Source organism: Burkholderia sp. SRS-25 (assembly GCF_004343765.1).
GTDB lineage: Bacteria > Pseudomonadota > Gammaproteobacteria > Burkholderiales > Burkholderiaceae > Burkholderia > Burkholderia contaminans.
The window spans coordinates 167,592-190,444 of record NZ_PTXM01000007.1 but is presented as its reverse complement, the minus strand read 5'-3'; the positions used below and the strand labels follow the sequence as shown (position 1 = coordinate 190,444).

Genomic DNA, 22,853 nt, shown 5'->3' with positions numbered 1-22,853 from the left:
CCTTCTTACACAAGAGCCTCGCAAAACTGACAGTTCGACTCCGGTTCGCTGAAACGTAAGCTCGAATCGAATCATTCAAAAAACTTTCAGATCTATATCACCTCCATGAGCGCCGCCCGCTACGGCCGCTCCGCCGATGCACTTCCGCATCGACGCACTTCGCTCAGGAGGCTCCGTGAATTCCCCCCTCTATATCGCCGTGCTGATCGGCTTGGCCCTCGCTCTCTTCGCGATGTTCGCGTTCGGCTTCTACTGGCTCGCGACCAAGGATCGTCCGACTTCCCCACAAACCCCGCTCCCATTCTCGCCGTCGCCCACCGTGATCGGCGAACACGATGAATGGGAAGCGCACGCGCCCTATCCCAATCATGCGCTGGACGCGCTACGCACCTCGACTTCAATATCGTCAAGCCAAGCGGCATCAGCTTCATTCGCGCTGCCCGAGTTTGATGAGCCACTTTTCGAACATGCGTCACCCGTGACCTGCTCCCTACAAACAGGGCCAGCCGGAGTCTAGTAAAGTTCGTTTTCGGAGAAGAAGACGAACATGAAGAAGCGCTTTACGGAACAGCAAATCATCGGGTTTCTGAAGGAAGCTGAAGCCGGTATGCCGGTCAAGGAACTGTGCAGGAAGCACGGGTTCAGTGATGCGTCGTTCTACACCTGGCGTGCGAAGTTTGGCGGCATGGAAGTCTCGGAAGCCCGCCGGCTCAAGGACCTCGAGGTGGAGAATGCCCGGCTGAAGAAACTGCTGGCCGAAGCAATGCTCGATATGGAAGCGTTGAAGGTCGTGGTCAAGGGAAAGCCCTGAGCCCGCAAGCCAAACGCGAAGCAGTGTCGGCGATTCGGGAGAAGGTCAACATCTCCGAGCGCCGCGCCTGCCGGCTTGTCGGGCTTTCTCGCAGCGTGCTGCATTACGACGCGAGGCCGGACCACGAGAATGAGGTGCTAGTGGCGCGTCTGGTGGAGTTGGCGCACGAACGTCGTCGATTCGGCTACCGTCGACTGCACGCCCTGGTGGAACGCGAAGGCACGCACGCCAATCACAAGCGTATCAATCGCCTGTACCGTGAGGCAGGGCTGGCTGTGCGGCGCCGTCGCAAGCGCCACGGCGTCATGATTGAGCGTGAGCAACTGGCATTGCCGGGCGCGCCCAACGAGGTGTGGTCAATCGATTTCGTGATGGATGCGCGTTCCAACGGCCGGCGCGTGAAGTGCCTGACCGTCGTCGACGACTTCACGAAAGAGGCTGTCGACATCGTCGTCGACCATGGCATCTCCGGTTTGTATGTCGCTCGGGCATTGGACCGTGCAGCTCGCTTCCGTGGCTATCCCAAGCCGGTGCGAACAGACCAGGGCCCCGAATTTACGAGCCGCGCGCTTGACCAGTGGGCGTATGCGAACGGCGTCACGCTGAAGTTGATTCAGGCGGGCAAGCCAACACAGAATGCGTACATCGAATCGTTCAACGGCAAGTTCCGCGACGAATGCCTTAACGAGCACTGGTTCACGACGCTCGCGCACGCTCGGGCTGTCATCGCGGCATGGCGTCAGGACTACAACGAGCAAAGGCCGCACAGCGCACTGAACTACCTTGCGCCGTCAGAGTTTGCGGCGAAACATCGGGCAACCGCGGATGCTCCTGCCGCGTTCCAGGAGCTGGTTTAAAGGAACTTTGCTAGAAGCCCATTGGCCCTGTTGAAGGGGGCAGGTCACGTCAAGCGCATCAACGCTCCTAGCCTCTGGTATCAACTTACCAGTCGACGTCAGTTTTCAGCAATAATGAAGTCCCCACACGAGACCGACAACGCGATGTTTCTCAGCTCAAAAATAAAGAACACTATGCCCGCAGAGGAGCAAGTTCTGCAGTCGTCAGATGAGAGCGATGAATCGCTGGCACTCAGTGATCGTGAAGCGCAGACCGACCTGCCAGCTCCCCAGAAACACAGCAAGCCAAAACTACTCCTTTTGGACCTTGCGCCGAGCGTAGTGGCAACCATCGAGTCAAAATGGGCCGACGTGGTAGTTGGTACTCTCGGGCGTCCCTACAAAGTTGATCAGACGGCCGGCTACACTCCTGCAATCAACCACGAATTTCTGTCTGGACATCAAGAATGCGACATCATCATTGCCGACTTCACATTCCCTGCGATCGACGACAGCTCCCCCGGCGAAAAGCATGTGCCGCCACAAGAACTCGATGTCTGGGTTAAGAAGAACCTTGGATATATCGATAACCGCGGACTGACAGCGCTACGCAACAGAGACGTGTTCGAGAGGACTTTGAAACAAGGTGGCGTCATCATAGTCTTTGCCGATCTGGTCCAGGAGCATGACGCCAAATTTGCATCAACGGACTACGGGAACCGCTTAACCCCCGGTAGAAAACTCTCGTTTAGCGTATGGAACCTAACAAGCGACTTAGAGTCCTTGACGCTTGACGACGATCACGGTTCCGTAACTACTGCTGTCGACGGATCCAGCTTGGGTAAGCTAGTAACCAAACACCTGCCTGGAAGCGAATTTACATGCGCAATACGACCGCGATACCCGACCGACGAATGGACAGCTCTAGCAGTCAACAAGTTTAACGGCTGGGTCGCCGCGGGTCTCCAAAAGGAAGGACGGCTCGTCACCTTGGTAGTCCCGCAGCTAGCGAATAAGGCAGCTTTCCTTGACGAGTTGCTCACGACGGTACTGCCCGAATACTTGCCAGATCTGTTCCCAGACATAGCAACGGGCGCATGGACACATCGCCCTGAATACGAACTCCCGCGGGTCGCGGAACTGCGGAGTGAACGGATACGCATTGAAGAAGAAACGCGGGCCGCGCTTGCCGCGCTGGACGGTCAGATCGATGCGGAAAAAATCGAGAACGGTTGGATTCACGACCTCCTGACTGCAACCGGCGACGAATTGGTAAATGCCGTGAAGCGAGCCCTAACTGAAATGGGGTTCCGCAAGGTCGTGGACGTGGATGAGATTCGCGACCAAGCCAAACAGAGTCGACGAGAAGACCTGCGTATCGAAGATCGCCACCCCGTGCTCGTGGTTGATATCAAGGGCATCGGCGGTCGCCCAACCGACGAGGACGCTACACAGGCAAACAAGCATGCGCTGATCCACTCCAGGGAATCGAAGAATCCCGAAGTTCAAGGGCTGTCGATTATCAATCACGAGCGCCACATGCCACCGCTCGAGCGCGATAACAACATGCCATTTCGCGAAGAACTACTGACGGTTGCGGATGAGACGAGCCTTGGTCTGATGACATCGTTCGACTTGTATCGAATCCTTGTCAATATGCGTCGATGGAAATGGACTTCAGGTGACGTCACGCCCCTGCTGTACGCCAGCAAACGCGTAAGCGTAGTTCCAACGCATTACGAATTCATCGGCTCGATCGCCGGGGTCTGGTCGAAAGCAAATGCATTCGGCGTCGTGATTGAGAACGGAGCGGTCAACGTCGGTGACACGCTCGCCATCGAGGGACCAATCTATTTTGAAGAACTGACAGTGCGATCTATCCGCGTCAATGACGCTGCGGTTCAAACGGCAACCATAGCCGATCAGGCTGGCTTCCCACTCCCTGAAAGCGGCGCAAAAATCCGGGAAGGGATGCGTGTGTTCGTGATCCATCGAACCGAGCAAGTTGTAGAACAGAAAAACTGACATCCCTGTTCGATGATGGCAATGATTACGCGATTTAGCTAGCTTGTAGTGCGATCATCGCTCAAGCGATGGTCGCATCGAGCGCCCCGCAGCGTTCCACACCATATCAAACAGAGGCCCGTAGATGTCCGCCGTCGACGTGGAAAAAGATTCGACAACCAGCTCTGGCAATAGCAAGTTTTGGTAGTACGCAGGCACGGTTGCAACACTGCCCGCTATCGCTGCAGCACGGGTTCCCTTGGGCTCGAGCGGGACGCCACCTATGTCGACGAATGAGAGCATAACCACCGCTGGCCCGTCCACGCCGAGCTTAATGAGAGCATCTTTCAAGGTCTGGTGATGCTCATCCAACAGCGCTTTCTCCATGCTCCCGACCCATGCCACATCGGATTCGTCCCACTGGATTCGCATCACGGATTCAATGCTTCCATTTCGGAAGAGTTGCGTATAAGAAAACAGCTGCTCTCTCGTGGCCGAAATAGTCAAGGCCCCATCGAGATTTATACGAGCTCCGCGCCCCGCTTCGTGTGTCGGCGGGGGCAGGACTTGCGCAACGGCATACAACTCCGAGGCGTCGAAATTCAGTCCTCCAAGTGCCGAGGCCATCGGGACCACATGCAGCACTCCCGTCGCGTACCGTTCGAGCGGTGACGGCATTGGGCGCTGATACAGATCATCAATCCTCTTCGCACGGAAGTTGCGGATATTCTCGATCGCAGTTTCGCCGCGAAGAAAAGCGCTGCGTATGCTGGAGATATCCATGGGATCAATCCCGGTTGAGGTTCGCGTGTAAAACACTCCGCTCTTACGCACCCGGTGGGGAGTTTGAAAGCTGGGCGGAGTGCGCACGATAACGATATATCCGCCGCCGGGAACGTCGACAGCCTCGAGATGAACGCCGGGAACCTTGGGTTCTATGAGGTCGGTCAGTGCCGATTGCAACGTGCGCAATGCCTCATCTTTGTCCTCAAGCGAAATCGGCTTGAACTGGGTGATAACACCGCCTTGCTCATCGGCGCCCAAGACTAGATCGCCACCACGGGTATTTGCAAATGCCACGACGTCGGCTGCAAGACTCACCCGCGCGTCCCTCTCGGTCGGGAAATCACGCTTGAAATCGAGCGTGTGGGACTCTGGGACCTGGTTGTCCTTGAGCGCCTGAAGATCGGCGAAGGTCACATCTCGCAAGTCAGTCTGATGCAGCATGTGGCAGTTTTTCTAGGTGTGCCGAAAGACAGCGCAATAAAAAAGTCGCCACAATGGGCGACTTCAGATTTAAGCCTCTTCCGGCTCATAAGGGGTGATTGCAGCGAGGGTTCTCTCGATTTCCGCTTTGTGCATGGCCGTCTCATAGTCGAGTTGCAGTCCGGTCCAGAACTCATCGCTCATGCCGAAATAACGCGACAGACGAAGCCCTGTATCGACCGTAATCGCACGGTGACCCGCGATGATCTCGCTGATCCGTTGCTGTTGAACACCGATGTCCTTGGCGAGCCGGTACGCGGTGATGCCCATCGGCTCCAGGAACTCCAGCTGCAGGATCTCTCCTGGGCGGGGGTATAGAATTTCACGTGGCATAGGGCGCCTCCTAGTGATAGTCGACGATCTCAACGTCGAACGCATTGCCCGCGTCGAAGCGGAAGCAGACGCGAAACTGATCGTTAATCCTGATGCTATGCTGCCCGGCACGATCTCGTTGAAGGGCCTCCAACCGGTTATTCGGCGGGATACGCAGATCGCTCAAGGCCGCAGCCCGATGCAGCATGGCCAGCTTGCGCATCGCTACGGCTTCAATGTTGGCAAACCGAGCAATACGCGTCCCGGCAAACAATGCCGCCGTGTCAGCGCATCTGAAGGATAGGATCATGGCTTCATAGTATTGCGCTGCAATACTATCGTCAAGCAAGACTACTATAGGGGTTTGCAGCAGAAAAACTGGCGCGATTGTTGCTGTTTTGGTGCGCCGCACACCGTCTCACGCGAATCACTGATGCAGCAACCTGCGTAGCTCGTGCGTAACCCCGGCGTAACCCCGGAACGTCTGGAAGTACTCGGAATGGCCCGCCCTACACGATTCGAACGTGTGACCTACGGCTTAGAAGGCCGTTGCTCTATCCAACTGAGCTAAGGGCGGTCGGGGAGAAAAGACACGGCTGGGCGCGGGCTGCATTTGACACTGGGCATCGAGCAACGACAAAACCACCATCCTCGAAGCCCCGAAACAAAACGGGCCCGGCATGAAGCCGAGCCCGAAATTATACCCGATCATCGCGTCAACTCACGTGAAGCGAGCCATCGCAACCTCAAACCGGCTGCGGATGCAGCATGAACCAGCCGAGACAGAACACACCGGCGATCACGCAATACACGCCGAACGAAGCCAGCCGGCCACGCCCTTCGAAGTAGCGCATCAGGAACCGCACGCTCAGGTACGCGGCGATCGCCGTCAGCACGCCGCCGAGCAGCGCATCGGCGAGCTGGTCGCGCGCATGGAACAGCTTCGGAAGCTCGAGCACACCCGCCGCGAAAATGATCGGCGTACCGAGCAGGAACGAGAATTCCGCAGCCTTCTCCGCCGTCAGCCCTGCGGCATTGCCGGCGATCATCGTCAGCCCGCTGCGCGAGAAGCCCGGAATCAGCGCGCCGATCTGCGCCAGACCCACGAAGAACGCCTGCTTGAACGTCATCTTCTCCGGTGCCTGATGCGCGCGGCTGCGCTGGATGCGATCGCCGAGCCACAGCAGCACGCCGTTCACGATCAGCGCGACCGCGACGATCCGCAGGTCGTGGAACACACGTTCGATGCGCTTCTCGAGGAGCAGCCCCACGATGCCGGTCGGGATCGTGCCGATGATGAGCGCCCACATCAGGTGCCCGTCGTCGTTCTTGCGGCCGCCGAGCTGCGCGAAGAAGCCGCTGATCAGCGCGACCCAGCGCGCGCGGAAGTACCACAGCAGCGCCAGTGCGGTGCCGAGGTGCAGCGCGACGAGAAACGGCAGCAGTTGCGGTGCGTGCTTGTCGATGTGCATGCCGAACAGCGCCGGCACGAGCAGCGTATGGCCAAGGCTGCTGACGGGGAAGAGTTCGGTGACGCCCTGCAGGACGCTCAGGAATACCAGAAACCAGAGACTCACGCGTCGGTCCTTTTAGTGAGGTTTGAGCAGAAAGAGAAGCGGACGACGCGATGCGCGTCCGAAAAAACGCGCCCCGATTATGCCGAGCCCGGATTACTGCGCCAAGGCATTTGGCTGGATATTGCGGCAATGCACACAAACGCTTGCATCTTGTAAGCAGTCAGAAAGCAAAAAGCCCGCCATTTGCATGGCGGGCCTTTCGATTTCGGCAGGAATTGCCGTCAGCGGCCGAGCTGATAGAAAAATAATACCGTGCTGCCGGTGAACATGCCGAACAGTGCGATACCCATTGCCATTGCCAGATCCATGGCCCCCTCCACGAAGTGTCATGACCCGGCAACATCACCGGTTTAGAGCCATTATCCCGACCGTCGACAGTCTTAAAAACTCGCGATTTCCCGAGAAGGGTTTTCCCCGAGCCTCCATGGCCCGATAATGGAGCGCGCCGTTCCCGTCCACCCGCCCAACCGATTCGCCATGCCGACCTTCCAGCAACACGACATTCACGAACTTCACGCCGGCCCGTCGCTCGTCCGGGTCGCTCCGCAATTCGGCGGCCGCCTGCTGTCATGGGATGTCGACGGTGAACCGGTGATCTTCTGGCCGGACACGGCCGACTGGAGCAATCTCGCGCGCGTGCGCGGCGGCAACCCGCTGCTGTTCCCGTTCCTCGGCCGTCATCGCGTCGACGGTGAACTCGGCCGCTGGCGCGACGCCGCCGGCGTGGTGCGCGACCTGCCGATGCACGGCTTCGCGCGCGACCTGCCGTTCGCCGCGCGGCCGTCGGCCGATGGCGCCGCGCTGTCGATGACGCTCGACGCGACCGACGCGCTGCGCGCAAGTTACCCGTTCGACTTCCGGTTCGAGGCGACCTACCGGCTGGCCGACTCGCACACGCTCGAAGTCGCGCTGACGACGAGCAATCGCGGCGACACGCCGCTGCCCTACTACGCCGGCCACCATTTCTATTTCGCGCTGCCGCACGGCGAACGCGCCGAGACCACGCTTGAGCTGCCGCCCACGCATCGTTGCGCGCAGCAGGCCGACGGCTCGATCAGCACGCCGGAACCGGGCGACACCCGTTATCACCTCGACAACCCGGACATCCTCGACCGCTTCCACTGCCTCGACGGCGTGCCGGCCACGCCGGTGCGCATCGTGATGCCGGGCCGCCGCCGCACGATCGAGATCGCGCTCGACGTGCCGGGTTCGATCCCGTGGTACGCGGTGACGACCTGGACCGAGAAGCCGGATTCGGACTTCTATTGCGTCGAGCCGTGGCTCGGCCTGCCGGATGCGATCCACAACGGCCTCGGGCTGCGCATGCTGGCGCCCGGTGCGACCGAAACGGCCACGCTGCGGATTCGCGTCCTCCCGCTCGCCGGCTGATACGCAGGCTTGTTACGCAGGCCGAGACGCCGTCAGGCAGCGCGCCGCAGCGCCGATAACGGCCCAAACTGCGGCGCGCGGGTCGAACCCGTTAAAATCGGACCTTTTGTGTTGCCTGCCGCGTCACGAGCGGCAGGGTTTTGCGAGGTTCAATGTTCGGAACAACAACGAAGCGACTCTTCGCAGCCGCCTGCGCCGCCCTGCTCGTCGCGTGCGGCTCCGCGCCTGTCGGCCCCGGGTTCTATCGCGTCGAGCGTGGCGATACGCTCTACAAGATCGCGCGCGACAACCGCACGTCGGTATCGAACATCGTGCGCTGGAACCAGATGACGAACCCCGATGCGATCGAAGTCGGCCAGGTGCTGCGCGTCGTGCCGCCACCCGGCACGACCACCGCATCGACGCCGTCGACCACCGGAACCGGCAGTGCCGGCCGGGCCCGCCCCGCGCCTTCCGCCCCGGTCGAATCGGCCGTCAAGCCGGCCTCGAGCATCGCGCTGATCTGGCCGGCAGCCGGCAATGTGGTCCGCACGTTCGACGGCTCGAAATCGAAGGGCATCGACATCGCGAACTCGCCGGGCACGCCGGTGGTCGCGGCCGCACCGGGTGTGGTGGTCTATGCGGGTAACGGGCTGCGCGGCTACGGCAACCTGATCATCCTCAAGCACAACGCCGACTACCTGACCGCCTACGCGCACAACCGCGCGCTGTTGGTGAAGGAAGGCCAGTCGGTCACGCAAGGGCAATCGATCGCCGAGATGGGCAACAGCGACAGCGATCGGGTCGCGCTGCATTTCGAATTGCGCTACGGCGGCCGATCGATCGACCCGTCACGCTACCTGCCGGCGCGCTGAGCACCCGATGGACGACACGCGATGCCGGCACGCATCGCGTGTCGTCGCGGTGAAAACCGGGAAAGGTGATGTCAGCGCTTGCGCAGACGTCCGGTGAACCGGCCGGACAACGGATCGACGTGACGGGCAAACGCTACCAGTACGCCGATTCCTATCAGGCTGAACCCCGCAGCTATCAGAAGCAAATCCATGGTCACACACTGATTTTTTCGTGATCTTATGCGTCATTGTGGAATCGTGCACTGAGCCGAGGCTGTGGACGAGTACGAACATTCCCTACCCTCGGACGCCATTGTGGATTCGTCTGCGTGAAATCCTGATGTAAGCCGCTCGCGCGACGCCACGTTCGCCCCCAGGAGACACCTCGATGCTGCCCGCCGCCGATCGCTACGACGACCTGCTCTCCCGCTTCGCGTGGGACGTCCCGGCGCGCTACAACATCGGCGTGGACGCCTGCGACAAATGGGCCGACGGCAGCGGACGCCTCGCGCTGGTCCACGAAACGGCGCAAGGCGACGTTTTCCGGATCACGTTCGACGACCTGAGGAATGCCTCTAACCGGCTCGCGAACAGCTTCGTGCGCGCCGGCCTTCGACGCGGCGACCGGATCGGCATCTTTCTCGCGCAGGGCCCCGAAACGGCCGTCGCGCACCTCGCCGCGTACAAGCTCGGCGCGATCGCGGTGCCGCTCTTCACGTTGTTCGGCGTCGATGCGCTCGAATACCGGCTCGCGAACAGCGAGGCGGCTGCGCTCGTCACCGACGCAGCCGGCTACGCGAAAATCGCACCGCTGCGCGCCCGGTTGCCGGCACTGCATACCGTCTACTGCATCGGCAACGATGCGCCCGATCAGCCGGGCGTGCTGCGCTACGACGCGGCGCTCGCCGCCGAAACATCCGACTTCGTGCCGGCCGATACGGCCGCCGACGATCCGGCGCTCATCATCTATACGTCCGGCACGACGGGCAAACCAAAAGGCGCGCTACACGCGCATCGCGTGCTGCTGGGCCACCTGCCGGGCGTCGAGATGTCGCAGCAGTGCTTCCCGCGCGACGCGCGCCTGTTCTGGACGCCCGCCGACTGGGCATGGATCGGCGGCCTGCTCGACGTGCTGCTGCCGTCGTGGCATCACGGCGTACCCGTACTCGCCCGCCGTTTCGAAAAATTCGACGGCGACGCGGCGTTCGCGCTGATGGCACGGCACGGCGTCACCCATGCGTTCCTGCCGCCCACCGCGCTGAAGCTGATGCGCACCGTCCCGGCACCGCGCGAACGCTACGCGCTGTCGCTGAAATCCGTCGCGAGCGGCGGGGAATCGCTCGGCACCGAGCTGACGGCCTGGGGACGCGATGCGCTCGGCGTGACGATCAACGAGTTCTACGGGCAAACCGAGTGCAACATGGTGCTGTCGTCGTGCGCGGCGCTGTTCGATGCGCAGCCCGGCGCCATCGGCAAGGCCGTGCCCGGCCATGCGGTCGCGATCGTCGACGCGGACGGCACGCCGCTGCCGCCCGGCGTCGAAGGGCGCATCGCGGTGCGCCGCCCCGACCCGGTGATGTTCCTCGAATACTGGCGCAACGCCGACGCGACGCGCGACAAGTTCGCCGGCGACTACCTGCTGACCGGCGACACGGGCACGATCGACGCCGACGGCTTCGTGCGCTTCGTCGGCCGCGACGACGACGTGATCACGAGCGCCGGCTACCGGATCGGCCCGGGCCCGATCGAGGACTGCCTGCTCACGCATCCGGCGGTGCGGATGGCCGCCGTCGTCGGCGTGCCCGACGCGACGCGCACCGAGATCGTCAAGGCGTTCGTGGTGCTGAATCCCGGCCACACCGGCGACGATGCGCTCGTGCAGGCGCTGCAGGCACATGTGCGCACGCGCCTCGCCGCGCACGAGTATCCGCGCGCGATCGCGTTCGTCGACAGCCTGCCGATGACCGCGACCGGCAAGATCGTGCGCCGCGCGCTGCGCGACGCGTAGGCCGGCCGCCACCCGTGCCGCCGGCCAGGCCGGATGGTTTATAGTGGCGCCACTACGCAGTCTTTCCAAGAAAACGATGTCCTCTGATCACCACTCCGACGCGGGCGCGTCGCACAGCGCGCTCTACGCCAAACTCCTCGGCGAAACCGCCAAGATCGACTGGTGCGATCTCGAACGCTTCTTCGCGCAGGGCAAGCTGCTGTCCGTGGCGCGCGACCTCGATCTCGTCAGCGTCGCGGAAGCCGTTGCCGACGACGATGCCGAGCAGGTCACGCGCTGGCTGTCGGCGGGCCTCGTCGCACGCATGCCGGCCGAAACCGCTGCCGATTACGCGACGCGCAACCCGGAGCTGTGGGCGGTCGTCGTCTCGCCCTGGGTCTGCGTGCAGGAACGCGCCTGACGCGTCCGCCATGTCCGAAGCCGCGTTACCGCACGGGGCCGGCACGGCTGCCGTCACGCACCGGCGTGTCCTCGCGCTCGCGTTCCCGATCGTCCTCGCGAACCTGACCCAACCGATCCTCGGTGCCGTCGACACGGCCGTCGCGGGCCACCTCGACGGCACGCAGTACCTGGGCGGCGTCGCGCTCGGCGGGCTGTTCTTCAATTTCGTGTTCTGGGGGTTCGGTTTCCTGCGGATGGGGACGACCGGCCTCGTCGCGCAGGCGCATGGCGCCGGCGACGCCGCCGGGATCCGCCTGAACCTGCTGCGCGCGTTGATCGTCGCATTCGCACTCGGCGCCGCGGTGCTGGCGCTGCAGGTGCCGCTGCTGTCGTTTGCGCTGTCCGCGCTCGGCGGCAGCGATGCCGTACGCACCACTGCGCTTGCCTACAGCCATGCGCGAATCTGGAGCGCACCGTTCGCGCTCGCGAACTACGTCGTGCTCGGCTACCTGCTCGGCATGCAGCGCGTGCGGCTCGCGCTCGTCGCGCAGGTATTCATCAATGCGGTGAACATCGGCGCCGTGCTGCTCTACGTGTATGGCTTCGGCTGGGGCATCGCCGGCATCGGCGCCGCAACGGCCACCGCGGACACATGCGGTTTCGCGCTCGGCGCATGGATGCTGTGGCGGCTGCGGCCGCGCGGCCTTGCGCCGATCGCGGTACGTGCACTCGCCGACCGCGTCGCGCTCAAGCGGCTGATCGTCCTCAATCGCGACATCTTCCTGCGTACGCTGTGCCTGCTCGGCGCATTCGGCTGGTTCGCGCACCTCGGTGCAAAACAGGGCGATGCGACGCTCGCGGCAAACGCGCTGCTGCTGAATTTCCAGACGTTCATGGCGTACGGCCTCGACGGCTTCGCGCATGCGGCCGAAGCGCTCGTCGGCGCGGCCGCTGGCGCGCGCGACCGCAGCGCGTTCCGGCGGGCCGTGCGGGTCACGCTGTTCTGGTCGGCGCTCGGCGCGCTGCTGTTCGCACTCGTGTACTGGGCCGCCGGCGGCTGGATCGTCGCGCGCCTGACCGACCAGGCAGCGATCCGCGAAATGGCGCTGCGCTACCTGCCGTGGGCCGCGCTTTCGCCGATCGTGTCGGTCTGGGGCTTCCTGCTCGACGGCGTCTTCATCGGCGCCACGCAGACGCAATCGCTGATGCGCGCAATGGTCGCGTCGTTCTCGATCTTCGTCGTGGCCACGCTCGCCGCGGTCGGCACGTTCGGCAATCACGGCCTCTGGTTCGCGCTGCTGCTGTTCATGGCCGCACGCGGCGCGACGCTGGCGCGCTACCTGCCGGCGCTGTTGCGGCACATCGGCGCCGACGCGCCCGCGGCCCGCGCCTGACGGCGGGCCGAACCAGCCGTTATTGCGTGGGTTTCGGCGGCGGTGCGTCGAGCATCGACGGCGGCGTCATGTCGGTCGGCACGCCGTGATAGTCGGCCGGATCTTCCGGCGGATGGCCGCGACGGGCCTGATGCGGATCGCTGGTACAGCCGGCGAGAAAAGATGCGGCCAGCACGGCCAGCATGAAACGGGTCATCGGGTATGGCTCCGGAAATCGGCGCGCCCATCGCACGCCGGGACCGCGCCGAGTCTAGCGGAAATCCTGCCTCGGAGTTGCGCCGCGCATGTCCTACTATGTACGCATGGCGCTGTGCCGTGGAAAGGAGGCTGCCATGTCGTCTGAAGAAATTGCCGGCCTGGTCGGGCTGTTCGTCGGTCTGATGGTGCTCGTCGCCCTGTCGTTCTTCGAGTCGCGCGAATACAAGCGCAGCCATGAAGGCGAAGGGATGATCCACCACTGGATGGCCGAACACCACCTGCTCGACTGGCGGCGCAAGCACTAAGCGCGCCGCTGCCGTCCGGCCCTTCCCTGGGCCGTTCTCGAACGTGCCGTCCCGCGGCACGCTGGTGGTCGCGTATCGCCGAAATTAACGGGGTCCGATTCACACACGTTGACCAGATGACGAACGCCGTCGCGCGGCTCATGCCACGCGACGGCGTTCGCTTGCGCGCACCCGGACGGGCGCGACGCGATTCCGACGGCTCAGCCCAGGAAGTGGCGGGCGTAGCGCGCGTTGATGTCGGACAGGCGGAACAGCGTCAGGAAATCCGCGCAGTTGAAGTCGGGATCCCAGGCCGGGGCGCCGCAGATCTTCGCGCCGAGACGCAGGTAACCCTTGATCAGCGGCGGCGGCGCCACGACGGTGCCCGTCTGCAGTTCGTCGACCGGCAGGGCCGTGTGCGGGAACGCGCGATATTCCGGCGCCGTCAGCGAGCCGGCCGACAGCGACTGGTACAGGTTCGCCGCGTAATGGCCGCCGTCGGCCATCGACACGCTCGCGCAGCCGAGCATCGTCTCGTAGCCGTTCTGCATCATGTACGCGCCAAGACCGCCCCACAGCGCCATGATGACGGCACCGCTGCGGTAGTCGCTGTGCACGCACGAGCGGCCGACCTCGACCATCTTGCCGCGCAGGTGCGTGAGGCGCGACAGGTCGAATTCGCCTTCGGCATACAGGCGGCCGACACGCGCCGCCTGGTGCGGCGGCAGCACGCGATACGTGCCGACGACTTTCAGGGTGTCGAGATCGCGAACCAGCAGGTGGTCGCAGTACGCATCGAACGGATCGACGTCGAGACCGGAGGGGCCGCTGACCTGCGCGCCCATCTCTTCGGCGAACACGCTGTAACGCAGGCGCTGGGCTTCGCGCAATTCGTCTTCCGTACGCGCCCACGCGGCGCGCAGGCGATACTCCGATGTGACGGTTTCACTGGCGCGCGGCAGGTGGCGCCGCGACGTGTCGAGGGGCAGCGAGGCAAAAGGGAGCGTAGGCGTCGGCAGTTCTCGCATTAGGCTTTCCTGATCGTAAGGAATAGGACGACATGCCCGCCAATGTAGTAATCGGCCGTGACCGTTATGTGGCACGACCGTGTCCTTTCAATGACGTGTCGCCGAATTGACTTTAGCAGAAAGCTTGCGAAACCGTACGACGAATCCCTTCAAAGCCCTTCAGACGGGCCTCACAGCAGGTCGGGCGTCAGTACCGCGCGCAGCACGGCCTGCCGGCTGCCGTCACGCGTGCGGCTCGCCAGCCACACGATTCCGCCCTTCTTGACGCTCCAGCTGTCGTCGCCGCCGGCGATCAGTTGCGCGGCAACGCTGCCGAGCGTCGGCTGGTGCCCGACGATCACGACCGTCGGTGCAATGCCTTCCGGCCAGCCGGCCGCCGCCAGCACGCCGTCGACGCTGCCGCCCGGCGCGAGCGCGTCGACCGTCCGGTACTGGTCCGTCAGCGCCTCGACCGTCTGCACGGTGCGTGCCGCCGGGCTCGCGAGGATCACGGCGTTCGTCTCGAGCCGCCCACGCAGCCATTTGGCCATCGCCTGCGCGTCCTTGCGGCCCCGGACGGTCAACTGGCGCGCGAGATCGCTCGTCGCGTAGTCTTCGGCTTCGGCGTGGCGCCACAGGATCAGGTTCATCATGATGTTCTCCTTGCTTCGGCGAGCGGCCCCGCGCCCATGCGTCCGGGCCCGCCGATGACCGGGCGAATTGTCGCAAATGGCGGACGCTTGCCGCCGCGGCATTTACCCGCATATAGGGATTGACCGGATCAGACGTTCAACGATACAATCTTTGGCTCGTCGGAGCGTAGCGCAGCCTGGTAGCGCATCTGATTTGGGATCAGAGGGTCGTAGGTTCGAATCCTATCGCTCCGACCAAAGGAATCAAGGGGTTACGGTTATACCGTAGCCCCTTTTCCGTTTCTGGGCCCTTTAAGCGTCAACCGGGATTCGCGGTTCGCAGCGCCTCGATTCATTGTAGGGACCAATTGCGGCATCGACGCTACAACGATTCCACGCAGCCCTCGGCGGCCCTGTTTCGAAAGTCCGCACAAAGCAATTGGCTCATGGCCATTCGCTTTCAATGCAGGAAAGGCTGACTGGAAAGGATCGAGCGCCCGCCTGGCCGATCCGTCGAATTACCGACGGCATACGGGCCAACGAGCCCCCCCCCGGCCCGCATACGGCACTTGCCGGAACACGCGATAATGCACGTGGACAACCCGCCCTCGCGCATGAAAAACAACATTCTGAAGACCGCCCTCTGCGCATCGCTGCTCGCGTTCGCGACTGCCGGCACCGCGTCGGCCAAGGCGCTCGACGACGCACTCGACTGCCACTCGACCGGCCACAAATTCGTCGCACCGCTACTCGCCGCCGGCGACATCCAGTCGGAGCCGATGCACGTCGAATCGAACTCGGTCAATGCATTCCGCACGAGCCACGCGCTGACGGCGTACGGCTTCGGCGTCTATGTCGTACTCGGATACCAGGCAAACGACCCGATCTTCCGCCCGGGCGACGGCACGCCGATCGGCGACTGGGCCTATGGCGTCGTGGTGCGGGGCACGAAAAGCGCGGTGGAGGAAGCCGTGCGCAAGGCCGGCAGCGACGCGACCGTCAAGCAGGCGTTTCCGTTCCTGACTGCGATCGTCTGCTCGTCGGACTGAGCGGCCGCCAGGACGATCATGCGGCCATCCTGAGGGGTATCGAGCCAACCCCTCTGCCCAGCCCCTCCGCGCCCCGCCATCGACCTCTTACGCGCCGGTATACACCACGCGATACGGGATTCCGACCTTCTCCCACTCGGCTGCCTCCTGGCTGAGGCTGTAGTCGGTCAGCGGGTTCTGCTCGACCCATGCGCTCGGCAGGCGTACTTCATACCCACCCTTCTTCATCTGCGACACGGAAATATCCGGCAGCCCCGCATCGGTCCGGCGCCGGCACAGCAGCGCCGCGAGCCGCAGGCAGAACAGCAGCGGCCACTCGACCTCGCGCGCCTGCGACAGCTTGCCGAGCTTGCCCGCGTGACCGAGCACGAGCGCGGCGAGGCGCGCCTGGTCGGTGCGCGAAAAACCCGGCATGTCCGCGTTGCTCGCGATATAGGCCGAATGCTTGTGATACGCGCTGTGCGAGATCGACAAACCGATCTCGTGCAACGCGGCCGCCCAGCCGAGAAACATCCGGCCTTCCTCGCGCGCCTCTTCGTCGGCTTCCTCGAGTTCGTCGTAGAAACGCCCCGCCAGCGCGCCGATCCGTTCGGCCTGCGCGCGATCGACACCGTAGCGGCGCGTAAAGCCCTCGACGGTCACCGCACGCATGTCCTCGTGCTGCGTCCGGCCGAGCAGGTCGTACAGCACCCCGAGGCGCAGCGCGCCGTCGGTCGTATCGACGTAGTCGACACCGAGTTCCTCGAACACCGCGAGCATGATCGCGAGGCCGCCTGCGAGCACCGGCACGCGATCGGGCTTCAGCGCGATCAGCTTCAGCCGGTTGACGTTCTCCGACTTGATCAGCGCACGCTTCAGCCGCTCGAGGCCGCCGCGCGAAATGCCGTGCGTGATGCCCGGATCATTGAAGCCGTTTGCCTCGACGAGTTCCGCGAGCGCACGCGCGGTGCCCGACGAGCCGATCGCCTGGTCCCAGCCGGCCTTCTTGTACTCGCTCGAAATGATCTGGATCTCGCGCTTGGCCGCGAGCTCGGCCTGCCGCATCGTGTATTCGTCGACGTTGCCGGCCGGGAAGAAGGTGCGGCTGTGGCTCACGCAGCCGATATAGAGACTCTCCATCACGATCGGCGTGTAGTGCGAGCCGATGATGAATTCGGTGGAGCCGCCGCCGATGTCGACGACGAGCCGCTTGCCGGCGCTCGCCGGCACCGAGTGCGCGGCGCCCGCATAGATCAGCCGCGCTTCTTCGCGGCCCGCAATCACTTCGATCGGGAAGCCGAGCGCCGCTTCGGCTTCGCCGAGAAATTCGCCCGCGTTCTTCGCGACGCGCAGCGTGTTGGTCGCCACCGCGCGCACGTGATCGGGATGGAAATCGCGCAGGCGCTCGCCGAACCGCTTGAGCGCCTCCCAGCCACGCTCCTGCGACGCGCGATCGAGCATCTTGTCGCTCGACAGGCCCGCAGCCAGCCGGACGGGCTCGCGCAGCGCGTCGACGGGATAGATCTGGCTGCCCGCCGGCGTTTCCTCGACGCGTCCGACGATCAGCCGAAAGCTGTTCGAGCCGAGATCCACGGCAGCCAGCAAGTGGGGGGTTGTAACCATCAGAAGGGGCTCCGTGCGCGTTCGCCCGCGGCGGCCGGTGCGACAACCGTGGGCGGTCAATCAAAGGCGACATTTTAAGCGTGGAACGCTTGCCATTGCCACGCTTCACGGGCATACAACCTGCTCGATTGCATATAGCCGAAACATTTATGAGACGAAACGGTTACGGCGTAGAATTTCCCGATATAAATACATTATTGTCATAAGCACGTCATCGTACCGTGAGAGTTTCCGAGCGTCCTTTCGAATCATCGCCCGAATTACCCCCTACTCTGCCGATGTCCGTCCGCTACCCGCTTCTCAATCGTGAACTCGGCATCCTCGGTTTCAACGAGCGCGTGCTGGCCCAAGCGGCCGATCCGCAAGTCCCGTTGCTCGAGCGCCTCCGCTTCATCTGCATCACCAGCAGCAACCTCGACGAATTCTTCGAAGTCCGGATGGCGGGCCTGCAGGAACAGATCCGCGACAACCCCGGCGCACTGACGCCCGACGGCATGTCGTTACAACATGCTTACGACCTCGTCGTCGAACGCGCGCAGCGGCTCGTGCATCGACAGTACACGATGCTGCACGAAACCGTGCTGCCGGCGCTCGAACAGGAAGGCATCTACTTCCATGCGAGCGACACGTGGAACGACGAGCAGCTCGAATGGGCGCGAAATTACTTCCTCGACGAGCTGCTGCCGGTGCTTACGCCGATCGGCCTCGATCCCGCCCACCCGTTCCCGCGCGTGCTGAACAAGAGCCTGAACTTCGTCGTCGAGCTCGAAGGCCGCGACGCATTCGGCCGCCAGGCCGTGATGGGCATCGTGCAGGCGCCGCGTGCACTGCCGCGCGTCGTACGCATGCCGCACGCGCTGTCGGGCTTCGAGCACGGCTTCGTGCTGTTGAGCTCGTTCATGCAGCGCTTCGTCGGCGAACTCTTCCCGCAGCTGAGCGTGAAGAGCTGCAACCAGTTCCGCATCACGCGCAACAGCGAGCTGTTCGTCGACGAGGATGAAATCACGAACCTGCGCGTCGCGCTGCAGGGCGAGCTGCCCGCGCGCCACCTCGGCAATGCAGTGCGCCTCGAGGTATCGGCCGACACGCCGCCGCATATCGTGCGCCGCCTGCTCGTGGAAAGCGAACTCAGCGAGAAGGACTGCTATCGCGTGTCTGGATCGGTGAACCTCGTGCGGCTGATGCAGATTCCCGATCTCGTCGACCGTCCCGACCTGAAGTTCACGCCGTTCACCGCGTCGACCCCGTCCGCGATCACGAACGCGCCGACGATGTTCGACGCGATCGACAACGGCGACATCCTGCTGCACCACCCGTACGAGAGCTTCCAGCCGGTGCTCGAACTGCTGCAGCAGGCCGCGAGGGATCCGAGCGTCGTCGCGATCAAGCAGACGATCTACCGCACCGGCACCGATTCGCCGCTGATGGACGCGCTGATGGAAGCCGCGCGCAACGGCAAGGAAGTGACCGTCGTCGTGGAACTGCTCGCGCGCTTCGACGAGGAAACCAACATCAACTGGGCGTCGCAGCTCGAAGCCGTCGGCGCGCATGTCGTGTACGGCGTGGTGGGCCACAAGTGCCACGCGAAGATGATGCTGATCGTGCGGCGCGTCGTGCAGGCCGGCAAGGCGTCGCTGCGCCGCTACGTGCACCTCGGCACCGGCAACTACCACCCGCGCACGGCACGCCTCTACACCGACTTCGGGCTGATGACGGCCGACCAGAAGATCTGCGAGGACGTCCATCACGTGTTCCAGCAACTGACCGGCATCGGCGGTGAACTCACGCTGCACGAGCTGTGGCAGTCGCCGTTCACGCTGCATCCGCGCATCATCGATTCGATCCGCGCAGAGATCGACAATGCGCGCGCCGGCAAGCGCGCACGCGTCGTCGCGAAGATGAACGCGCTGCTGGAGCCGACGGTGATCGCGGCGCTGTACGAAGCGTCGCAGGCCGGCGTCAAGGTCGACCTGATCGTGCGCGGTGTCTGCGCGCTGAAGCCCGGCGTGCCGGGGCTGTCGGAAAACATCACCGTGCGCTCGATCGTCGGCCGCTTCCTCGAGCACCACCGGATCTACTATTTCCACGCGAACGGCGCCGAAGAGGTCTATCTGTCGAGCGCAGACTGGATGGACCGCAACCTGTTCCGCCGCGTCGAAGTCGCATTCCCGATCCGCGATCGCAAGCTGAAGCGGCGCGTGATCGCAGAAGGCCTGTCGGTATGCCTCGGCGACAATCAGTCGGCATGGCAGATGCAAAGCGACGGCCACTACCGCCGGCGCCGCGCCGGCAAGACGATCCGCAATGCGCAACTCGGGTTGCTCGCGAAGTTCTGCTCCTGAACCGGCGGCGCGGCGCAAGTCGCGCGCCGAGTCGCTCCAAATAAAAAACGCAGCCGGCTGGCTGCGTTTTTTTCGAACCCGGCATGCCGTTACGCGATCATGCCTCGTAAGCGGCCGGCCGGATCGCGATGATGCGCGAGCCCGGGAAGCGCGCGGTGAACGTGCTGCCGCGCCCTTCCTCGCTCTGCACGTACAGGTGCGCGTCGTGACGCTGCAGCACGTGCTTGACGATCGCAAGGCCGAGCCCCGTGCCGCCGGTGTCGCGCGAACGGCTGCGGTCGACGCGGTAGAAGCGCTCGGTGAGCCGCGGCAGGTCGGCGGCCGGAATCCCGAAGCCGCTGTCCGTGACGGAAAACACGCCCTGCGCGCCTTCGCGCCGCCACGTCACGACGATCTTGCCGCCTTCCGGCGTATAGCGGATCGCGTTCGTGACGAGATTCGCGAACGCGCTGAACAGCTCCGTCTGCGCGCCGGTGACGCCGAGCGTCTCGTCGATCGAGAACGCGATGTCGTGATGCCCGTTCGACAGCGTCTGCGCGTCCTCCTTCAGATGGTCGAACACGGCACGCATGTCGATCGCGCGATCGAGCGGCGGCTTGCTCTCGCCCTCCAGCTTCGCGAGCACCAGCAGGTCGGTCACGATGTGCCGCATCCGCGAGGCCTGCTGCTCCATCATCTCGAGATAGCGCGCGCGGTCTTCCTCGTTCAGCGGCAGCTCGCGCATCGTCTCGAGGAACCCCGACAGCACGGTGAGCGGCGTCTTCAATTCGTGCGACACGTTCGCGACGAAGTCGCGCCGCATCGCATCGGTTCGCTCGAGCTCGGTGATGTCCTGCGTCAGCAGCAGCTTGCGATTCTCGCCGTACGGAAACACCTGCACTTCCAGCACGTTCTGCCGCGAATCGCCCATGCCGCGCATCACGAGCGTCTCTTCGTAATGCTGCGCATTCAGGTAGCGGACGAACTCGGGATGGCGAACCAGGTTGGTGATGTGCTGGCGCAGGTCGCGCTTCGCGTCGAGGCCGAAATGGACCTCGGCGATTGCGTTACACCACTCGATCTGGTCGTGGTCGTCGAGCATCGCGACACCGTTCGGCGACGCCTGGATCGCCTGGATGAAGCGCGAATGCTGCTGCTCGACCTGACGCACCTGTGCGTGCCACTGCTTTGCGAGCTTGTGCAGGCGATAGTAGATCTCACCCCAGATGCCCGGCGCACTCGGCACCTCGCCATAGACCGGCGCATCGAGCAGACGCCACAGACGCTGCGTATGAAAGGTACTGAAAAAGCCCTGCGCGACCAGCATCACGACCACGAACACGAGGCCCGCGGTCGGGCCGGCGAAGACGCCGACCAATACGCCGATCAGCACGAGCAGCACGAGCGACACCAGGAAGCGCGCCCAGATGATGTTCATGATTCAGCGCCCGAAAGAATGAACGGCATGCCGTGGCACACGGCATGCGTGAATACGTTACGCGTGCTTGGCGAGCCGGTAGCCGCTGCCGCGCACGGTCTCGATCATCGCATCGCAGCCGGCCGGTTTCAAGGCCGCACGCAATCGTTTGATGTGCACGTCGACGGTGCGCTCCTCGACGAATACATGGTCGCCCCATACCTGGTCGAGCAGTTGCGTGCGGCTGTGCACGCGTTCCGGATGCGTCATGAAGAAATGCAGCAGGCGGAACTCGGTCGGGCCGAGGTCGAGCTTGATCTCGCTGCCTTCCGCATGCGCGGCGACGCGATGCGTGGCCGGGTCGAGGCGCAGCCCGTTGATCGACACGACGTCCTCGGTCAGCTGCGGTGCGCGACGGCGCAGCACGGCCTTGATCCGCGCCATCAGCTCCTTCGGCGAGAACGGCTTCGTCACGTAGTCGTCCGCGCCGATTTCGAGGCCGAGCACCTTGTCCTGCTCGTCACCGCGTGCAGTCAGCATGATGATCGGGATGTGCTTGGTCCGTTCGTTGTTGCGCAGGTCGCGCGCGAACGCGATACCGGACTTGCCCGGCAGCATCCAGTCGAGCAGCACGAGATCGGGCAGCACGTCGCTGATCAGGTTCTGCGCCTGTTCGGCGTTGTACGCCCGAATCGGGCAGTGACCGGCGTGCTGGAGATTTACCGAGATCAGTTCGGAAATCGCGGGCTCATCTTCAACGACGAGAATGTTGCTGGGCATCGGCACCTCTGTTCTTCCTTACGGAGTCGATTAACTGTTGGCTTCGCGATCGAGCGTGTCGCGCGGCTGGTGCCGCACGTCGGTGCCCTTCACGATGTAGATGATGAATTCGGCGATGTTCTTCGCGTGGTCGCCGATCCGCTCGATCGCCTTCGCGATGAACAGGTACTCGAGGCCGACCGAGATCGTGCGCGGATCTTCCTGCATGTACGACACGAGCTTGCGCACGAACGCACGGAATTCCTGGTCGATTTCCTTATCGTCCTTGACGATCTGCGCGGCGGCCACCGTATCGAGACGCGCAAACGCGTCGAGCGCGCGGCGCAGGATCGTCACGGCCATCTCGCCCGACACCTTGATCTCGGCGATGTTGACCGTGCGCGCAGCCGGCTCGTCGACCAGGCGGCGTACGCGCTTCGCGATCTTCTCGGCCTCGTCGCCGGCGCGCTCGAGGTTCGTAATCGTTTTCGAAATCGACATCAAAAGACGCAGGTCACGCGCGGCAGGCTGCCTCCGCGCGATGATGTTGCCGCACTCCTGGTCGATGTCGACTTCCATCGCGTTCAGCGTTTCCTCGGCCGCGATGACCTTCTCGGCCGTATCGCGATCGAATTCGTTCAGCGCGTGCATCGCGCCGACGATCTGCGACTCGACGAGCCCGCCCATTTCCAGCACTTTCGACGACACCGCGTTGAGATCGGCGTCGAACTGGCTCGACAGATGTTTATCCGACATGGCTGTTGTTCTCCGTC

General features: G+C 63.5%; 23 protein-coding genes and 2 tRNA genes. 13 read left to right on the top strand and 12 right to left on the bottom strand.

Features of this window, described 5'->3' with window-relative positions; all coding sequences use genetic code 11:
• Positions 1 to 175 precede the first annotated feature (175 nt).
• The 3 genes from C5O79_RS11160 (at position 176) to C5O79_RS11150 (ending at position 3,672) form a co-directional block, all read left to right on the top strand.
• Positions 176 to 517, top strand: a complete 342-nt coding sequence (locus C5O79_RS11160) for a hypothetical protein (RefSeq protein WP_131931369.1) — start codon at positions 176 to 178, stop codon at positions 515 to 517.
• A gap of 30 nt (positions 518 to 547) precedes the next feature.
• A protein-coding gene (locus C5O79_RS11155) for an IS3-like element IS407 family transposase (RefSeq protein ID WP_124472653.1) occupies positions 548 to 1,668 on the top strand; the annotation gives its coding sequence in 2 pieces (ribosomal slippage) (positions 548 to 806 and positions 806 to 1,668; 1,122 coding nt in all).
• A 144-nt stretch (positions 1,669 to 1,812) separates the two neighbouring features.
• On the top strand, positions 1,813 to 3,672 hold the full coding sequence (locus C5O79_RS11150; RefSeq protein ID WP_131931367.1) for a hypothetical protein: 1,860 nt from the start codon (positions 1,813 to 1,815) through the stop codon (positions 3,670 to 3,672).
• A 54-nt stretch (positions 3,673 to 3,726) separates the two neighbouring features.
• Here the strand turns inward: C5O79_RS11150 and C5O79_RS11145 are convergent, their stop codons facing one another.
• The 5 genes from C5O79_RS11145 to C5O79_RS11125 form a co-directional block, all read right to left on the bottom strand.
• The gene (locus C5O79_RS11145; protein ID WP_122473769.1) at positions 3,727 to 4,878 is read right to left on the bottom strand and encodes an ATP-binding protein; all 1,152 of its coding nucleotides are present in this window, start codon (positions 4,876 to 4,878) and stop codon (positions 3,727 to 3,729) included.
• Positions 4,879 to 4,947: 69 nt separating this feature from the next.
• Positions 4,948 to 5,250: a HigA family addiction module antitoxin gene (locus tag C5O79_RS11140; protein ID WP_122473768.1), complete on the bottom strand. Its 303-nt coding sequence runs from the start codon at positions 5,248 to 5,250 to the stop codon at positions 4,948 to 4,950.
• Positions 5,251 to 5,260: 10 nt separating this feature from the next.
• Positions 5,261 to 5,539 (bottom strand): type II toxin-antitoxin system RelE/ParE family toxin, encoded by a 279-nt coding sequence (locus C5O79_RS11135; RefSeq protein ID WP_122473767.1) that lies wholly within the window; start codon positions 5,537 to 5,539, stop codon positions 5,261 to 5,263.
• Between the two features lie 190 nt (positions 5,540 to 5,729).
• Positions 5,730 to 5,806 (bottom strand) — tRNA-Arg (locus tag C5O79_RS11130).
• A gap of 169 nt (positions 5,807 to 5,975) precedes the next feature.
• The gene (locus C5O79_RS11125; protein ID WP_122473766.1) at positions 5,976 to 6,806 is read right to left on the bottom strand and encodes an undecaprenyl-diphosphate phosphatase; all 831 of its coding nucleotides are present in this window, start codon (positions 6,804 to 6,806) and stop codon (positions 5,976 to 5,978) included.
• 477 nt (positions 6,807 to 7,283) lie between these two features.
• Between C5O79_RS11125 and C5O79_RS11120 the strand changes: the two genes are divergently transcribed.
• The 6 genes from C5O79_RS11120 to C5O79_RS11100 all read left to right on the top strand — a co-directional run bounded on the left by C5O79_RS11120 (position 7,284) and on the right by C5O79_RS11100 (position 12,811).
• Complete coding sequence (locus tag C5O79_RS11120) at positions 7,284 to 8,195, top strand: aldose epimerase (protein ID WP_122473765.1); 912 nt, start codon at positions 7,284 to 7,286, stop codon at positions 8,193 to 8,195.
• Positions 8,196 to 8,347: 152 nt separating this feature from the next.
• A complete protein-coding gene (locus C5O79_RS11115) occupies positions 8,348 to 9,049 on the top strand; it encodes a peptidoglycan DD-metalloendopeptidase family protein (protein ID WP_047850428.1) in 702 nt (233 codons plus the stop codon).
• Positions 9,050 to 9,117: 68 nt separating this feature from the next.
• Positions 9,118 to 9,264, top strand: coding sequence for a hypothetical protein (locus C5O79_RS38085; RefSeq protein WP_162489645.1), 147 nt, complete (start codon positions 9,118 to 9,120; stop codon positions 9,262 to 9,264).
• A gap of 152 nt (positions 9,265 to 9,416) precedes the next feature.
• Positions 9,417 to 11,036 carry an acyl-CoA synthetase gene (locus tag C5O79_RS11110; protein ID WP_131931365.1) on the top strand — a complete coding sequence of 540 codons (1,620 nt, stop codon included), beginning with the start codon at positions 9,417 to 9,419 and terminating at the stop codon, positions 11,034 to 11,036.
• Between the two features lie 76 nt (positions 11,037 to 11,112).
• Positions 11,113 to 11,436, top strand: a complete 324-nt coding sequence (locus tag C5O79_RS11105; protein ID WP_122473763.1) for a DUF2288 domain-containing protein — start codon at positions 11,113 to 11,115, stop codon at positions 11,434 to 11,436.
• A 10-nt stretch (positions 11,437 to 11,446) separates the two neighbouring features.
• Positions 11,447 to 12,811 carry an MATE family efflux transporter gene (locus C5O79_RS11100; RefSeq protein WP_122473762.1) on the top strand — a complete coding sequence of 455 codons (1,365 nt, stop codon included), beginning with the start codon at positions 11,447 to 11,449 and terminating at the stop codon, positions 12,809 to 12,811.
• Between the two features lie 19 nt (positions 12,812 to 12,830).
• Here C5O79_RS11100 and C5O79_RS38080 read toward each other — a convergent pair whose 3' ends face one another.
• The gene (locus tag C5O79_RS38080) at positions 12,831 to 13,007 is read right to left on the bottom strand and encodes a hypothetical protein (protein WP_089445358.1); all 177 of its coding nucleotides are present in this window, start codon (positions 13,005 to 13,007) and stop codon (positions 12,831 to 12,833) included.
• Positions 13,008 to 13,143: 136 nt separating this feature from the next.
• On the opposite strand from C5O79_RS38080, the gene C5O79_RS38075 reads away from it, so the two are divergent.
• Positions 13,144 to 13,314, top strand: coding sequence for a hypothetical protein (locus tag C5O79_RS38075; RefSeq protein WP_163008965.1), 171 nt, complete (start codon positions 13,144 to 13,146; stop codon positions 13,312 to 13,314).
• A gap of 200 nt (positions 13,315 to 13,514) precedes the next feature.
• Here C5O79_RS38075 and C5O79_RS11095 read toward each other — a convergent pair whose 3' ends face one another.
• Together C5O79_RS11095 and sixA are read right to left on the bottom strand one after the other, a co-directional pair.
• Entirely contained in the window at positions 13,515 to 14,321 is an 807-nt protein-coding gene (locus C5O79_RS11095) for a GNAT family N-acyltransferase (protein WP_034206968.1), read from the bottom strand.
• A gap of 170 nt (positions 14,322 to 14,491) precedes the next feature.
• Positions 14,492 to 14,953, bottom strand: a complete 462-nt coding sequence (gene sixA, locus C5O79_RS11090) for a phosphohistidine phosphatase SixA (protein WP_046545375.1) — start codon at positions 14,951 to 14,953, stop codon at positions 14,492 to 14,494.
• 160 nt (positions 14,954 to 15,113) lie between these two features.
• Here sixA and C5O79_RS11085 point away from each other — a divergent pair.
• Positions 15,114 to 15,190: transfer RNA gene (locus C5O79_RS11085), tRNA-Pro, on the top strand.
• A gap of 356 nt (positions 15,191 to 15,546) precedes the next feature.
• Entirely contained in the window at positions 15,547 to 15,981 is a 435-nt protein-coding gene (locus tag C5O79_RS11080; RefSeq protein WP_039347888.1) for a hypothetical protein, read from the top strand.
• 87 nt (positions 15,982 to 16,068) lie between these two features.
• Here the strand turns inward: C5O79_RS11080 and ppx are convergent, their stop codons facing one another.
• The gene (gene ppx, locus C5O79_RS11075) at positions 16,069 to 17,583 is read right to left on the bottom strand and encodes an exopolyphosphatase (RefSeq protein WP_046545374.1); all 1,515 of its coding nucleotides are present in this window, start codon (positions 17,581 to 17,583) and stop codon (positions 16,069 to 16,071) included.
• Between the two features lie 278 nt (positions 17,584 to 17,861).
• On the opposite strand from ppx, the gene ppk1 reads away from it, so the two are divergent.
• Complete coding sequence (gene ppk1, locus C5O79_RS11070) at positions 17,862 to 19,925, top strand: polyphosphate kinase 1 (protein WP_046545373.1); 2,064 nt, start codon at positions 17,862 to 17,864, stop codon at positions 19,923 to 19,925.
• 97 nt (positions 19,926 to 20,022) lie between these two features.
• On the opposite strand, the gene phoR is transcribed toward ppk1, so the two are convergent.
• The 3 genes from phoR to phoU are packed head-to-tail and all read right to left on the bottom strand — an operon-like array spanning position 20,023 to position 22,836.
• Positions 20,023 to 21,342 (bottom strand): phosphate regulon sensor histidine kinase PhoR, encoded by a 1,320-nt coding sequence (gene phoR, locus C5O79_RS11065; protein ID WP_039347647.1) that lies wholly within the window; start codon positions 21,340 to 21,342, stop codon positions 20,023 to 20,025.
• 57 nt (positions 21,343 to 21,399) lie between these two features.
• Positions 21,400 to 22,101 (bottom strand): phosphate regulon transcriptional regulator PhoB, encoded by a 702-nt coding sequence (gene phoB, locus C5O79_RS11060; RefSeq protein WP_027787869.1) that lies wholly within the window; start codon positions 22,099 to 22,101, stop codon positions 21,400 to 21,402.
• Positions 22,102 to 22,131: 30 nt separating this feature from the next.
• On the bottom strand, positions 22,132 to 22,836 hold the full coding sequence (phoU, locus tag C5O79_RS11055) for a phosphate signaling complex protein PhoU (RefSeq protein ID WP_046545372.1): 705 nt from the start codon (positions 22,834 to 22,836) through the stop codon (positions 22,132 to 22,134).
• Positions 22,837 to 22,853: the final 17 nt, after the last annotated feature.